Annotated in this window: 11 protein-coding genes; 7 read left to right on the top strand and 4 right to left on the bottom strand. The window is 72.6% G+C overall.

The genetic code is table 11. The features are described from left to right. The first annotated feature begins 158 nt into the window (after positions 1–158). The 3 genes from ACFY29_RS20715 (at position 159) to ACFY29_RS20705 (ending at position 2,390) form a co-directional block, all read left to right on the top strand. On the top strand, positions 159–368 hold the full coding sequence (locus tag ACFY29_RS20715) for a DUF397 domain-containing protein (RefSeq protein ID WP_355601845.1): 210 nt from the start codon (positions 159–161) through the stop codon (positions 366–368). A gap of 137 nt (positions 369–505) precedes the next feature. Continuing rightward, on the top strand, positions 506–988 hold the full coding sequence (locus ACFY29_RS20710) for an SRPBCC family protein (protein WP_328421136.1): 483 nt from the start codon (positions 506–508) through the stop codon (positions 986–988). Positions 989–1,130: 142 nt separating this feature from the next. After that, the gene (locus tag ACFY29_RS20705) at positions 1,131–2,390 is read left to right on the top strand and encodes a PQQ-binding-like beta-propeller repeat protein (protein ID WP_386988356.1); all 1,260 of its coding nucleotides are present in this window, start codon (positions 1,131–1,133) and stop codon (positions 2,388–2,390) included. A 155-nt stretch (positions 2,391–2,545) separates the two neighbouring features. Here ACFY29_RS20705 and hisC read toward each other — a convergent pair whose 3' ends face one another. Genes hisC through hppD form a run of 4 tightly spaced genes read right to left on the bottom strand, consistent with a single transcriptional unit; the run spans position 2,546 to position 6,640 of the window. Beyond that, on the bottom strand, positions 2,546–3,649 hold the full coding sequence (gene hisC / locus ACFY29_RS20700; RefSeq protein WP_386988353.1) for a histidinol-phosphate transaminase: 1,104 nt from the start codon (positions 3,647–3,649) through the stop codon (positions 2,546–2,548). Then, on the bottom strand, positions 3,646–4,689 hold the full coding sequence (locus ACFY29_RS20695; RefSeq protein WP_386988350.1) for an RDD family protein: 1,044 nt from the start codon (positions 4,687–4,689) through the stop codon (positions 3,646–3,648). Before ACFY29_RS20695 ends, hisC begins: the two co-directional genes overlap by 4 nt. Beyond that, positions 4,686–5,417: an RDD family protein gene (locus ACFY29_RS20690; protein ID WP_386988347.1), complete on the bottom strand. Its 732-nt coding sequence runs from the start codon at positions 5,415–5,417 to the stop codon at positions 4,686–4,688. The genes ACFY29_RS20695 and ACFY29_RS20690 overlap by 4 nt, the downstream gene beginning before the upstream one ends. Positions 5,418–5,428: 11 nt before the next feature. After that, a complete protein-coding gene (hppD, locus tag ACFY29_RS20685) occupies positions 5,429–6,640 on the bottom strand; it encodes a 4-hydroxyphenylpyruvate dioxygenase (protein WP_355601835.1) in 1,212 nt (403 codons plus the stop codon). A gap of 139 nt (positions 6,641–6,779) precedes the next feature. Between hppD and ACFY29_RS20680 the strand changes: the two genes are divergently transcribed. The 4 genes from ACFY29_RS20680 (at position 6,780) to ACFY29_RS20665 (ending at position 13,899) form a co-directional block, all read left to right on the top strand. Next, positions 6,780–7,268 (top strand): Lrp/AsnC family transcriptional regulator, encoded by a 489-nt coding sequence (locus tag ACFY29_RS20680; RefSeq protein WP_328421125.1) that lies wholly within the window; start codon positions 6,780–6,782, stop codon positions 7,266–7,268. A 108-nt stretch (positions 7,269–7,376) separates the two neighbouring features. Continuing rightward, complete coding sequence (locus tag ACFY29_RS20675; protein ID WP_386988537.1) at positions 7,377–8,846, top strand: PQQ-binding-like beta-propeller repeat protein; 1,470 nt, start codon at positions 7,377–7,379, stop codon at positions 8,844–8,846. A gap of 148 nt (positions 8,847–8,994) precedes the next feature. After that, positions 8,995–10,662 carry a fumarate hydratase gene (locus tag ACFY29_RS20670; RefSeq protein WP_328421121.1) on the top strand — a complete coding sequence of 556 codons (1,668 nt, stop codon included), beginning with the start codon at positions 8,995–8,997 and terminating at the stop codon, positions 10,660–10,662. Between the two features lie 255 nt (positions 10,663–10,917). Next, positions 10,918–13,899 carry a BTAD domain-containing putative transcriptional regulator gene (locus ACFY29_RS20665; protein ID WP_386988343.1) on the top strand — a complete coding sequence of 994 codons (2,982 nt, stop codon included), beginning with the start codon at positions 10,918–10,920 and terminating at the stop codon, positions 13,897–13,899. Positions 13,900–13,909: the final 10 nt, after the last annotated feature.

Raw genomic sequence — 13,909 nt, 5'->3', positions numbered from 1 at the left:
CCGTCTCATTGATGGGACTGGTGATCGCACCGGCTGTGCGATCACCGATCCGCGTTTCCCCGTTGATCGTCGCGGATTCCGTCGCCCCACCGTGCGGAACGGGCCGGGCACCTGGCCGGCAGCGGTGGGGCATCCCATCGCACACGGAGGTAACGACGATGCACGATTTCGCGGGCGCGGTCTGGCGTACCAGCAGCCGTTCCAATGACCAGGGGCTCTGCGTGGAGGTGGCGGACAACCTGGTCGACGTCCTCGGTCTGGTCGCGGTCCGCGACTCCAAGGACCAGTCCGGGCCCACACTGGCCGTGAGCCCGCCGGGGTGGACGGCGTTCATCGGCGCGATCCGGGCGGGTCGCTTCGAACGCTGACCGTCGCCGGGCCGGTCGACGACCGGCGTCGAGCAGCCACCGAAATGGACAGCGTGGCCTCCGGGCGGTGGAAATTCCGTCCCGGAGGCCCCGTCCGGCCCTTACGCCGCGTACCGTCGACGACACGGGAGGGTGGCATGTCGACGGTGGCGGTTACCGGGTTCATCGAGGCGCACGCTGTCGATGTCTGGCGTCTGCTGACCGACCTGCCCGGCCGCGCGGCCCGGCTGACCACCGCCGGCCCGGTCGAGCTGCTCACCCCGGGTCCGTTCGGGCCGGGCACCGCATGGCGTGAGGAGCGTGTCCAGCCAGGCGGCGGCACTCTGACCGAGGAGTTCCTGGTGGTGGAGGCGCTCGCCCCCCACCGGCTGGTGCTCTGCTCATCCGGTGCCGGCGCGGAATACCGGATCACCTGGAGCCTGCGGCAGGTCCAGCGTCGCCGCCGTGGCTGCACGGCGATCACCGTCACCCAGGAGGCGGTGCCGACCGCCCCGTACGGCCGGGTGGTGGCGCTGTTGCTCGGCGGGCTCGCCGCCCGGGCGGTCGAGGTGGCGCTCCGACGTGATCTCGCCGATCTGGCCGTCGCGGCCGGTGCCACCGGCTCCGTCGAAGCCGCCTGACCTCGTTCCGGCTAGCTCGGTCCGTCGATTCCCCCGTCCCGGGCGGCGGCGACGATCACCCCGCCTGACCCCGCCCAGCACGGCGTGACCTGACCGGGGTCCGGCCGGTTCCGCTGGGTAGGGTGCCGGGCGGAGGTGGGGCATGGGGTTCCCGAAGGGCCGACGACGGCTGGTGGCGGCGGTCGCGGCGCTGCTCGCCACTGCGGTGGTCGCGGTCATCGTCCACCGGGTGCTCGCGCCGGCCGAGGTGAGCACGGTGGCCCGGGGTGCGTACCCGGCCGCGGCCCAGCCACCCGTCGGGGTGGTCGGTCGGCTGCCGGTCGCCCCGTTGATCGTGGACGCCCGGCTGCGGGTGTACGCCGCGCACCGTCAGGTCTATGCCGACCGGCCGGTCGACGGCCGGCACCGGACCACCCCGTACTGGTCGTACCGGCGCTGGCCGGCGGAGTTGACCGGGGTGGTGGCCAGCGGCAGCACGGTGGTCAGCCGTTGGTCCGACGGCCGGCTGGTCGCGCTCGACGCACCGACCGGCCGGGTGCTGTGGAGGGCCGACGGCCCGGTGCCCGCCGAGAGCGGGGCGGTGGTCCGGCGTACCGGGGCGACCACCGTCTGGGACCCGCGCGGGCTCTACCTCACCGACCTTGCGGATGGCCGGACGGTGCTGGTGGTCACCAGCGACACCCAGGCGCGCGGTGTGGAGTTGGCCGGCGGCCGTGAGCTGTGGCGGGTCGACCTGCCTGGGCGCTGCCGCAGCGACGTCGGTACCGCCGCGTCCGGGCAGCTGATCGGCCTGGACAGCTGCGCCGGCCCGGCCACGGTCGAGTTCCGGGACGCGGCGACCGGTGCGGTGCGCGACCGCTGGCGCCCGTCGGGTGCCCCGGACGGGTTGCTGGTGACCCCACTCGGATGCCGCACCGGACGGTCTGACTGCCCCGCCCTGCGGACCGCCGGGCCGGGCGACGCGGGTGGCCGGGGTTGGCTGCTGGGTGCCAGCGAGCCGACCGCCGCCCCCGCGCTGGACCCGACCGGAGCAACCCTCATCGGTGAGCAGGCTGTCGCCGTGCTCGACGGGGTGGCGGTGGGCCGGTCGGCACGGTCGGGCGAAGAGTTGTGGCGGTTCGAGGGTCTGGGGACGACGGCCCGGGTGCTCGCCGTCCAACCCGGGCGTGTGCACCTGCTGACCGAGGCGAACGACCTGGTGACGCTGGATCCGGTGACCGGTACGCAGCTCTCCCGCTTCTCGCTCAACGTCGGCTCGGACGGTACGGGCTGGGCGCCCGGAGCGGTGGCGGCGGCGGACGGCTACCTCGCGGTGGAGCGGCTCCGCGAGCCGGTCGATCCGGACGGGGACGACCAGCGGTACTACCTGACCGCCGAGGCGGTGATCCTGGCCGCCACCTGATCGTGGCGAGTCGGCCCTCCGGCCTCGCCGGCTGGCTGGCCGCTCGCCGCCGACGGCCGAGCTGACGCACGGCCGCCGGCGGGGTCCCAGCGCCCGGCCGGGTTCCGCCGGCGACCCGACGGGATCGGCGGGCCAGCACGGCGAGATCGGTCGGGTCAGGTCAGCGACGCCTCCGCAGCGGCCAGGAACGCGTCGTTCTCGGTCGGGGTGCCGATGGTGACCCGGACCCCGTCCCCGGCGAACGGCCGGACGATCACCCCGCGCGCCTCGCACGACTTGCCGAACGCCACCGCCCGCTCGCCGAGCGGTAGCCAGACGAAGTTGGCCTGGCTGGTCGGCACGTCGGGCACGAACTTCCGGATCGCCTCGGTGACCCGCTCCCGCTCGGCGACGACCAGGGCGCAGCGGCGCTCCATCTCCTCGGCCTGAGTGAGCGCGGCGAGCGCCCCGGCCTGGGCAGCGGTGCTGGTGGAGAACGGAGTCACCACCTTGCGGATCGCCGCCGCGACCACCGGCTGGGCAGCCAGCCAGCCGACCCGCAGCCCGGCCAGGCCCCATGCCTTGGACAGGGTGCGCAGCACCGCCACGTTCGGCCGGTCCAGGTAGCCGAGCCCGTCCGGCACGTCCGGGTCGGTGACGAACTCCCGGTACGCCTCGTCGATGACCACCAGCACGTCGTCCGGTACCGCGTCGAGGAACCGGTCCAGCTCGGCCCGGCGTACCGCCGTGCCGGTGGGGTTGTTCGGGTTGCAGACCAGGATCATCCGGGTCCGGTCGGTCACCGCCGCGGCCAGCGCCGCCAGGTCGTGCCCGTGCCCGGCGTCGTTGGGCACCCGCACGCTGGTCGCGCCGCTGGTCGCCGCGATGATCGGGTACGCCTCGAACGACCGCCACGAGTAGAGCAGCTCGTCGCCGGGCAGGCAGGTGGCCCGGACCAGGTGCTCGGCGAGCGCCACCGACCCGCAGCCGGTGGCGATCCGGTCGGCGTCGACCCCGTACCGCTGGGCCAGCGCGTCGCGTAGCGCCACCACGCCCATGTCCGGGTAGCGGTGCGCGGCGGTGACCGCCTCGGTGACCGCCTCCACCACGCCGGGCAGCGGCCCGTACGGCACCTCGTTGCTGGCCAGCTTGATCGCCTCCGGCAGACCCAGCTCCCGCGCCAGGTCGGCGGGGCTGCGCCCTGGTACGTAGCTGGGCAGCGCGTCCAGGTCGGCGCGGGTCAGCCGTTGCGCCGGCTGCTGACGTCCGGGGTCGGTCATGGGGTGTCTCCCGAGGGCTGGGTGCGGTCGTTCGGGGTGGCGGAAGCGATGGCGGGGAGTTGGACGACCACCGTCTGTGCGCGCTTGTCGTGCAGCGCCTGACGCAGCGGATGGTCGAAGAGTGGGGAGAGGGCGTCGACCAGTTGCAGAATCAGGCCGAGCCCGAGGCAGTACCAGGCCAGGGTGGGCAGGCCCAGCGTCGTCCACCGGATCAGCGCCCGGCCGAAGCCCAGCGGCTGGTCGGCGGTGAGCGGCACCGCGCGGATCCGCATCAGCCGTTTGCCGACGGTCTGCCCGCCGGCGGCCATGGCGGGCACCTCGTACGCCAGCCAGAGCGCGGTGGCGATCAGCAGGATCGCCACGATGAGGTTGCCAGCCTGCGGGCCGACCTCCGGCAGCCCCTCGGTGGACGGGTTGCCGGCCAACTGGCGCCGATACACCTCCCGCATGTACGGCAGCATCTCCTGGATCAGTCGCCAGACGAACCAGCCATTGACCAGAGCGTTCAGCGCGAAGACGATGGCGAAGTCGATCAGCCGGGCGGTGAAACGGGCGCCATAGCCGGCCAGCGGCAGGCCGTGCGGGCGCGGCTCGGGCGGCCGTCCGGGCCAGCCGGGCGGAACACCCTGTGGTCCCCAGCCGGGCGGAACACCCTGCGGTCCCCAGCCGGGCGGACCGGCTTGTGGTCCCCAGCCGGGCGGACCGGCTTGTGGTCCCCAGCCGGGCGGAACACCCTGCGGTCCCCAGCCGGGCGGACCGGTTTGCGGTCCCCAGCCCGGCGGACCGGCCTGCGGTCCCCAACCCGGGCCGTGCCCCGGCTGCGAACCCGGCCCGGGGTGCGGCGGCAAGCCCGGCGGGGCGGTCACCGGGGCGGCCGGCGCCGTGGGTTCGACCGGGGCGGGCGGGGGTTCGACCGGGGGCGGTCCCTCCGGCGGGGTGGCGTCGACGGGGATGGGTGCACCGAGCCAACCCTCACCGTCCCAGTACCGCCGGGTCTCAGGGTCGGCGGGGTCCACGTACCAGCCGGGTTGCACGCTCACCCGGACACCTTAACGACGACCGTTCGGGCGGCTTTGTCGTGGAGGCACTGCTGCCAGGGCTTGTCCCACAGCTGCCACAGCCCGTCGAGGTAGCTCAGGCCGGGAACCAGGCCGATGCCCTGCTGCACCAGGTACCGCTTGGCGGCGGCCCGACGGTCGAGGGTGCGGGCCGGGTCGAGCGGCACGATCCGCAGTTTCATCATCTTCTTGCCGAGGGTCTGGCCGGTCTTGAACATCATCTCGACGTGGTAGATGTACGAGATCACGATCGTGACCACGATGATCGCGAGGTCGAGCCACAGCATCGGCACCAGGAAGTCGTTGAGGAAGTCGGGCTCTCTGACGGTGCCGTCCGGCGTGACCTGGACGAGGTCGGGCATGACGACGATCAAGAAGATGATCACCGCGGGCACGGCGAGCACCATGCCGATCGCCATGAACACCGCGGCGTCGATCAGGGCGGCCAGCAGCCGGTCGGAGAAGCTGGCCAGCGGCTGCCCGCCCGGGCTCAGCGTCGGTGGCGGCGTCACCGGTCGGGGTGGTCCGGCGTACCAGTGCGGCGGGGCGTACCCGGGCGGGGCGTACCCCGGCGGCACGGCGTACCCGGGCGGGGCGTACTGCGGCGGCACGGCGTACCCCTGGGGGTGTGGGCTGGGCGGCACGACGCCGCCGGCGGCGGGCGGGGGCCCACCGACCGGCGGCGTCGGGTACGACGGAGGCTGCGTCACGCTTGCAAGTGTTACAGGTTGCCGCGGGCTTCCTGCTCTCGCTCGATCGCCTGGAAGAGCGCCTTGAAGTTGCCCTTGCCGAAGCCGAGCGAGCCGTGCCGCTCGATCAGCTCGAAGAAGACGGTCGGGCGGTCCTGGACCGGCTTGGTGAAGATCTGGAGCAGGTAGCCGTCCTCGTCCCGGTCGACCAGGATCCGGCGAGCCTTCAGCTCCTCGATCGGCACCCGCACGTTGCCGATCCGGGCGCGCAGCTCCGGGTCCTCGTAGTACGAGTCCGGGGTGTCGAGGAACTCCACTCCGGCGGCCCGCATGGCGTCGACGCTGCCCAGGATGTCGTTGGTGGCGACCGCGATGTGCTGGGCGCCCGGCCCCTGGTAGAACTCCAGGTACTCGTCGATCTGCGACTTCTTGCGGGCGACCGCCGGCTCGTTCAGCGGGAACTTGACCTTGCGGGTGCCGTTCGCCACGACCTTGCTCATCAGCGCCGAGTAGTCGGTGGCGATGTCGTCGCCGATGAACTCCGCCATGTTGGAGAAGCCCATCACCCGCTTGTAGAACTCGACCCACTCGTCCATCCGGCCCAGCTCCACGTTGCCGACTACGTGGTCGACGGCCTGGAAGAAGCGCTTCGGCTGGATGCCGGCGTCGATCATCGGCTGCCGGTCCACGATCGGGCCGCGGGCCACGAAACCGGGCAGGAACGGGCCGGTGTAGCGGGACCGGTCGACAAGCGTGTGCCGGGTGTCGCCGTACGCGGCGATGGCGGCCAGCCGGACAGTGCCGTGCTCGTCGGTCACCTCGTGCGGCTCGACCACGCTGGTGGCGCCCTGCGCGATGGCGTGCGCGTACGCGGTGTCGACGTCCGGCACCTCCAGCGCGATGTCGCTCACCCCGTCGCTGTGCCGGGCCACGTGCTCGGCGCCGTCGGCGTCCGGGCGCACCACGCCGGTCAGCACGAACCGGGCGGAGCCGCTGGTCAGCACGTACTGGGCGTGGTCCCGGTAGCCCTGCTCCGGGCCGCGGTACGCCACGCAGGTCATGCCGAACGCGGTGGAGTAGTAGTGCGCGGCCTGCTTGGCGTTGCCGACCAGGAAGTGCACGTGGTCGAGGCCCTTGACCGGGAACGGGTCGTGGCTGATGTCGTGGTCGACAGCGCCGACGAGCCGGTCGACGTCGACATCGACGTCCTCGGTCGACTGGGGTCGGTCGATCGCCTGGGTCATGGTGGCCTCCCTCGCGTACCGGCCGGCCTCTTGGGCCGCCGTGGTTGGTTTCTGTGGCGAGGATCGCGCCGCCGACCCCGGGTGGGCAACTGTCGGAGTAAACGCTGGTCAGGTTGCGCATTCGGTATGGTCTGAACCCATGAACGGTGAGCAGGCTGTACAGCTCGACGCGCTCGACGTGCGCTTGATCGAATTGCTCGCCGAGGAGCCGCGGATCGGGGTGCTGGAGTGCTCCCGGCGGCTCGGGGTGGCCCGGGGCACCGTGCAGGCCCGGCTGGACAAGCTGGTCGACCGGGGGGTCATCGGCGGCTTCGGCCCGGACATCTCACCGACCGCGATCGGGTTCGCGGTGACCAGCTTCGTCACCCTGGAGATCAGTCAGCGGCACGGCCACGACCCGGTCACCGCCCACCTGGCCGCCATCCCCGAGGTGCTGGAGGCGCACACCATCACCGGCTCCAGCGACCTGCTCTGCCGGATCGTGGCCCGCTCCAACACCGACCTGCAACGGGTCATCGACCAGATCGTCTCCTCCGCGGGCATCACCCGAGCCAGCACCATAATCGCGCTCGCCGAGCAGATCCCGTACCGCACCCTCCCCCTGATCCGCAGCGCGATACGCCAGTAAGCAGCAGCGCCTCCGGCGGAGGAACGGTCCTCTGATAACACCTCCGGGCCCAGAAAGCGCGGCGACACGGCGGCGCGGGCGTACGGAAGATCCGTGATCGTGGCTACGGTGTGCGGTGTGGCGAAGGGGAGCGTGCGCGGCGGGCTGCTGCTTGGCCTCGCCGTGGTCGTCGCCCTCGCCGCGACCGGCGTGTGGAACCCCTTTCCGGGCCTGTGGGACTGGGTGGACCGCAGCCAACCCATCTCCGACCCGGACGTGGTCTGGCAGCAGCGGGTTGGCGGCACTCCGCGCAGCGTGACCATCGCCGGCGACGCCGTGGTGGTCGAGCAACGCACCCGGGTCGAAGCCCGCAGCCTGGCCACCGGCGCCAAGCTCTGGGAGCGCAAGGCGGACTGGTCGGCGGTCGCCGGCGGCGACCGGGACCCGGTCGTCGCCGTGGGCAAGCTGCTGGTCAAGGGGTACGAGCTGCTCGACCCGACCACCGGAGTGACCCGGCGGCGCGACGACGACGCGGTGGCCGTCTGGACGTACCGCAACCTGCTGCTGGACGCCCACTGCACGGACGCCACCGACTGCACGCTGAGCGCCTGGGACCCACGCGGCACGGCACCACTGTGGACGGCTTTCCTGCCCGGGGTGCACAGCGGGCTGCTCGCCGACAACCCAGGACTGCGCGGCACCCGCCGGATCACCACCACCCGGATCGACGACGGGGTGGCCGGGCCCGAACCGGTGCCACCGCTGCTCGGCTTCCCGGTCGACGGCCGCGTACACGTGGTCGACACCGCCACCGGGCGGGTACTGCAGAACGTCGAGCCGGGCCAGGACGAGCGGCTCTCGGTGGTGGGTGGCCGGATGCTGCGGATCACCGCCCGCTCCCAGGACGGCACCTGCTACTTCGCCATCTCCGCGCGGGACCCGGCGACCGGTCAGGAGGCCTGGCAGCGCGCCGGGGTCAACCTGCGGACCGCCGACAGTGCCGGCTGCGTGCAGCGGGAGGACCCGCAGGGCGCGCGGAACGTACTGATCGGGGTCGGCCCCGATGGCCGCGAGGCGGTCATCGACGGGTACGACGGGCGGCTGCTCTGGGTCGGCGAACCAGGGACCCGGCTGATCGCGGTCGACGACCGTTACGCCCTGTTCCGGGCGGCCGACAAGCGCTCGGTGGTGGCCCGCGAGCTCGGCACCGACCGGGTTCTGTGGACCCGGCCCGCCAGCGGCAAGTCCGGTGCCGCGCTCACTCCGTACGCGGCCGTGGTCGCCGACGAGAAGCCGACCCGGTTGGTCGCCGTGAACCCGCGGACCGGCCGGGAGTTGGCCGCCCTGCGGACCTCCTCGAACGCCCTCGCGGTCGGGCCGCAAGGCATGATCATCGGCGAGGGCCGGGAAATCGGGTACGTCCGCTTCGGCGGCGGCGCCACCGGCGGCACCCCTGCCCCGCGGCCCGGCGACGGCGGCACCCCCGGCGACGGCGGCAACCCCGGCCCAGGCGGCACCGGCCCCAACCCCGGCGACGACGGCACCTGCGGCCCCAAGCGGGAACAATGCCCCGACCCGGGCAGCGGCAAGGACGGCTGAGCGGGCGGGGTCGGCAGGGCGTGCCCTGCCATCAGCGGGGGTGGCCGGGACGAGTCGGAGCGCGGGCGGACCCGGCGGGTGAGAGCGGCGTCCCAGGACCGCCCGGCGGGTGAGAATGATCGACCGGTCTGCCCTAGGCTTGCCGCTCATGAGCAGTGCCGCCGCATTCTCGTACGCCCCCCTGCTGCCGACCGGCCCCGACCAGACGGACTACCGCCTGGTCACCGACGAGGGCGTGGACGTCGTACACGGCCCGGGAGGCCGCCGATTCCTCACCGTGGAACCGGCCGCGCTCACCGCGCTGACCGCCGAAGCGATGCACGACATCGCGCACTTCCTGCGCCCGGCGCACCTGGCCCAGCTCCGGGCGATCATCGACGACCCGGCAGCCTCGCCGAACGACCGGTTCGTCGCGCTGGACCTGCTGCGCAACGCCAACATCGCCGCCGGCGGGGTGCTGCCGATGTGCCAGGACACCGGCACCGCGATCGTGATGGGCAAGCGCGGCCGGCACGTGCTGACCGACGGCGCTGACGCCGAGGCCATCTCCCGGGGCGTCTACCAGGCGTACACCAAGCTGAACCTGCGCTACTCCCAGCTCGCCCCGCTGACCATGTGGGACGAGCGGAACACCGGCAGCAACCTGCCGGCCCAGGTCGAGCTGTACGCCGAGGACCCGGACGGGCACCCCGACGCGTACAAGTTCCTGTTCATGGCCAAGGGCGGCGGGTCGGCCAACAAGTCGTACCTCTACCAGGAGACCAAGGCGCTGCTCAACCCGACGCGGATGATGCAGTTCCTGGAGGAGAAGCTGCGGCTGATCGGCACCGCCGCCTGCCCGCCGTACCACCTGGCCATCGTCATCGGCGGCACCTCCGCCGAGTACGCGTTGAAGACCGCGAAGTACGCCAGCGCCAAGTACCTCGACGCGCTGCCCACCGCCGGTTCGCTGAGCGCCCACGGGTTCCGCGACCTGGAGCTGGAGGCGGAGGTGCTGGAGCTGACCCGCAACTTCGGCATCGGCGCGCAGTTCGGCGGCCGGTACTTCTGCCACGACGTACGGGTGGTCCGGCTGCCCCGGCACGGTGCCTCCTGCCCGGTGGCGATCGCCGTGTCCTGCTCGGCGGACCGGCAGGCCGTCGCCAAGATCACCCCGTCGGGCGTGTGGCTGGAGCGACTGGAGACCGATCCGGCACGCTTCCTGCCCGACGTCACCGACGACTCGCTCGACGCCGAGGTGGTCGTCCGGGTCGACCTGAACCGGCCGATGGACGAGATCCGCGCCGAGCTGTCCAAGTACCCGGTGAAGACCCGGCTGTCGTTGTCCGGCCCGCTGGTGGTGGCCCGGGACATCGCGCACGCCAAGATCGCCGAGCGGCTGGACGCCGGCGAGCCGATGCCGCAGTACCTGCGCGACCACGCGGTCTACTACGCCGGCCCGGCGAAGACCCCCGAGGGTTACGCCTCCGGCTCGTTCGGCCCGACCACCGCCGGCCGGATGGACGCGTACGTGGAGAAGTTCCAGGCCGCCGGTGGCTCGCAGGTGATGCTGGCCAAGGGCAACCGGTCGGGCCAGGTGACCCGCTCCTGCCAGCAGCACGGCGGCTTCTACCTCGGCTCGATCGGCGGCCCTGCGGCCCGCCTCGCCCAGGACTGCATCAAGCACGTCGAGGTCCTGGAGTACCCGGAGCTGGGCATGGAGGCGGTCTGGAAGATCGAGGTGGAGGACTTCCCCGCCTTCATCGTGGTCGACGACAAGGGCAACGACTTCTTCGCCGAGGTCACCAAGCCGGTGCTCACCGTCGGGCGTCGCTGACCCGACAGCGAAGGGGGCACCGGGCGTCTCCGCCCGGTGCCCCCTGTCGCCGTCCGCGCTCCACCGACATCGGTGCGCCCGCCCGCTGAGGTGGAACGGGCGCACCGCCCCCGTCGGATGTCGTCACCGACAACCCGGAGTGAGTCTTCGGTGCGCCGCTGTCGATCCACTCTCAGATCACTCTCGGCGGATCGGGGCGATCCGTGATCGTCGGGCTACTCTGCTGGAAGTTGCACTGTCGATGCGGGGGAGCAGATGCGGTTCGGGATCCTGGGGCCTCTGCGGATCGGCGGTGGCGAGTCCACGGTCACCGCCGGTCGCGACCGGATCGTGCTCGCCATGCTGCTGCTCCGTGCCGGCCGGCTGGTGCCGGTCGAGGAGCTGGTCGACGCGGTCTGGGAGGATCGCCCGCCGGCCACCGCCCGGGCACAGCTGCAGACCTGCGTGTCGCGGTTGCGGCGCCGGCTCGCCGAGCTCGGGCTGGCACCGGAGACCATCGTCACCGACCCAGCGGGGTACGGCATCCGTACCGCGCCAGCGGACCTGGATGCCGAGGTCTTCACCCGCGGAGTGGAGGCGGCCCGGGCCGCCGTGGCGGCAGGCCGGTTGACCGACGCGCGGGAGCAATTCCGCGCCGCGCTGTCGCTCTGGCGGGGGCCGGCGCTGGCCGGTATCCCCAGCCGCAGCGTCCGCCGTCGCGCGCAGGCGCTCGACGAGCAGTGCCTCACCGCACTGGAGGTGTGCGTCGACGTCGAGCTGCGCCTCGGGCAGGCCGACGAGCTGATCGAGGAGCTGACCGAGAGTGTCGACCGGCACCCGCTGCGGGAGCGGCTGCGTGCCCAACTGATGCTCGCCCTCGCCTCGGTCGGCCGGCAGGCCGATGCGCTGATGGTCTACCGCGAGGGCCGGCGGTTCTACGCCGACGAGTTGGGCATCGAGCCGGGCGCCGAGTTGCAGGAGCTGCACCAAAGGGTGCTCGCCGGCGACCTGGCCCTGTCAGGCCGGCAGACCCGGTCGATTGCCCCGGTCCGCTCGTTGCCCCGCGCGATCGGTGACTTCACCGGCCGGCAGGACACGGTTGGCCGCCTGGTCAAGCAGGTGGAGGAGAACGTCGCCCAGATCCAACTGATCGACGGGATGGCCGGCAGCGGCAAGACAACCGTCGCCGTGCACGTCGCCACGGCTCTCGCCGACCGCTACCCGGACGCCCAGCTCTTCATCGACCTGCACGGGCACAGCGAGCGCAGCCCGTTGACGCCCGGCGCGGCCGTGGCCACCCTGCTGCGTCAGCTGGGCGTGCCGGCGGAGCGGGTGCCGGTGAACCTGGACGACCAGCTGGCGCTCTGGCGGACCGAGCTGGCCGGTCGGCGCGCAGTGGTGGTGCTGGACAACGCGGCCAGCGCCGACCAGGTGAATCCGCTGCTGCCCAACGGCCCGCACTGCCTTGTCCTGATCACCAGTCGCCGCCGGCTGGTCGGGGTGGACGAGGGACGACCGTCGTCGTTGCCCGTGCTCGATGCCGACGAGGCGGTCGAGTTGCTCGGGCGGGTGGCCGGTGCGGACCGGGTGGCGGCGGAGCCGGAAGCAGCCGCCGAGGTGGTCCGCCGCTGTGGCCACCTGCCCCTCGCCATCCGGCTGGCCGGTTCTCGACTGGCGCACCGGCCCCGCCTGCGGATCGCCGACCTGGCCGAGCGGCTGACCTCCCGGCGGGATCCGCTGGCCGAGTTCGAGGCGGGTGAGCGGTCCGTCGGCCGCGCCTTCGCCCTGTCGTACGGCCAGGTGTCACCTGCGGCGCAACGAGCGTTCCGGCTGCTGGGCCTGCACCCGGGGGTACGGTTCGACAACCCGATCGTCGCCGTCCTCACGCAGCTTCCCCTACCCGAGGCACAGGACCTGATCGACGAGTTGGTCGACGCGCATCTGGTGGAAGAGGCGGAGTCGGACCGCTACCGGTTGCACGACCTGGTCCGGGAGTACGCGCGGACGCTGGTCGCCGCGCCGGAGCGGGCAGCCGAGCGGCGCGACGCTATCGAGCGACTGCTCGGCCACCACCTGCACGTCGCCGCGGCGATCGCCCGGAGGACGGAGCTCTCCGCCGGCGACTCGCTCATCCTGCTGCCTGAGCCGGCCTGCCCCGACCTGGTCGCGCCCATCGCGGCCCAGGGTCGGGTCTGGTTCGACGAGAACATGCCCGCGTTGGGTGCCCTGGTCCGGCTGGCCGAGACCGAGGGATTTCCGCGTCTCTGCTGGCAGTTGGCGCGGGCCTGCTGGTACGCCCAGTTCGAGGGCGGTCGCCTCGACGAGCTGATCGAAACGCACGCGGTTGGCCTTCGCGCCGCCGAGGAGTTGGGTGACGACGCGGCGGTGGCGATGACGCTGAACTACCTCGCCTCGGCTCACTACCGGCTGGGCGGGTTCTCCGAGTCGATCCGGCTGATGGAGAGGGCGGTCGACCTCTACCGCCGGCTCGGGTCGCGTCGCGATGTCCGCAACACCCTGGGCAACCTGGGCACCGCGCACGTCGCCAATGGCAACTACCGCCTGGGCCGGGAGTGCTACCACGCATCCGCCGCGCTGGCGCGGCGGATGCAGGAGCAGGTCCCGCTGGCGAACGCGCTCAACAATCTGTCGATCGCGCTGCTGCTGTGGGGCCGGCACGAGGAGGCCCTGCGTACAGCCCGACGCCACCTGTCGCTGGGCCGGGAGATCGGCGACCTCCGGCAGGTCGGCAATGCCATCGGGCACCTGGGCATGATCCGGCACCGGATGGGCCACGGGGAGCCAGCCCGCCGGCTGCTGCGGGTGGCGCTGCGCCTCAAGCGCGAGGCCGGGAACCGGTTCGGCGAGGGCGAGGTGCTCACCGAGATCGGGATGATGGAGTGGGAAGCGGGCCGCCCGCAACGGGCCGCCGACCTGTACCGGGCGGCGCTCGTCGAGATGACCGGGGTGGGCGACCGGATCGGCCAGTGCGCCTCGCGGAATCTGTTGGCCCAGGCGATCCTCGATCAGGGGGACGTGGCCAGCGCGCTGGACCTGCACCGCAGGGTGTTGGGGGACGCCACGCGGATCAACGCGCGCTACGAGCAGGCCCGGGCGTTGGACGGCATCGCCCGCTGCCTGCGCCCGGCTGATCCGGCGGCGGCTCGATCGCACTGGGTCCGGGCGCTCGCGCTGTTCCGGCAGATCGAGTCGCCGGACCAGCACGAGGTGGAGCGACTGCTGGCCGAGTTGGACTGACGGATCATCT

Source organism: Micromonospora sp. NPDC000668 (assembly GCF_042897975.1).
Taxonomy (GTDB): domain Bacteria; phylum Actinomycetota; class Actinomycetes; order Mycobacteriales; family Micromonosporaceae; genus Micromonospora.
The sequence above is the reverse complement of the archived record's forward strand: the minus strand, read 5'-3'. Positions and strand labels throughout refer to the sequence as shown.

Bases quoted from the DNA above. Each gene is read 5' to 3' on its own strand.
- ACFY29_RS20715 (WP_355601845.1), top strand. From the start codon at position 159: ATGCACGATTTCGCGGGCGCGGTCTGGCGTACCAGCAGCCGTTCCAAT.
- ACFY29_RS20710 (WP_328421136.1), top strand. From the start codon at position 506: ATGTCGACGGTGGCGGTTACCGGGTTCATCGAGGCGCACGCTGTCGAT.
- ACFY29_RS20705 (WP_386988356.1), top strand. From the start codon at position 1,131: ATGGGGTTCCCGAAGGGCCGACGACGGCTGGTGGCGGCGGTCGCGGCG.
- hisC (WP_386988353.1), bottom strand. From the start codon at position 3,649: ATGACCGACCCCGGACGTCAGCAGCCGGCGCAACGGCTGACCCGCGCC.
- hppD (WP_355601835.1), bottom strand. From the start codon at position 6,640: ATGACCCAGGCGATCGACCGACCCCAGTCGACCGAGGACGTCGATGTC.
- ACFY29_RS20680 (WP_328421125.1), top strand. From the start codon at position 6,780: ATGAACGGTGAGCAGGCTGTACAGCTCGACGCGCTCGACGTGCGCTTG.
- ACFY29_RS20670 (WP_328421121.1), top strand. From the start codon at position 8,995: ATGAGCAGTGCCGCCGCATTCTCGTACGCCCCCCTGCTGCCGACCGGC.
- ACFY29_RS20665 (WP_386988343.1), top strand. From the start codon at position 10,918: ATGCGGTTCGGGATCCTGGGGCCTCTGCGGATCGGCGGTGGCGAGTCC.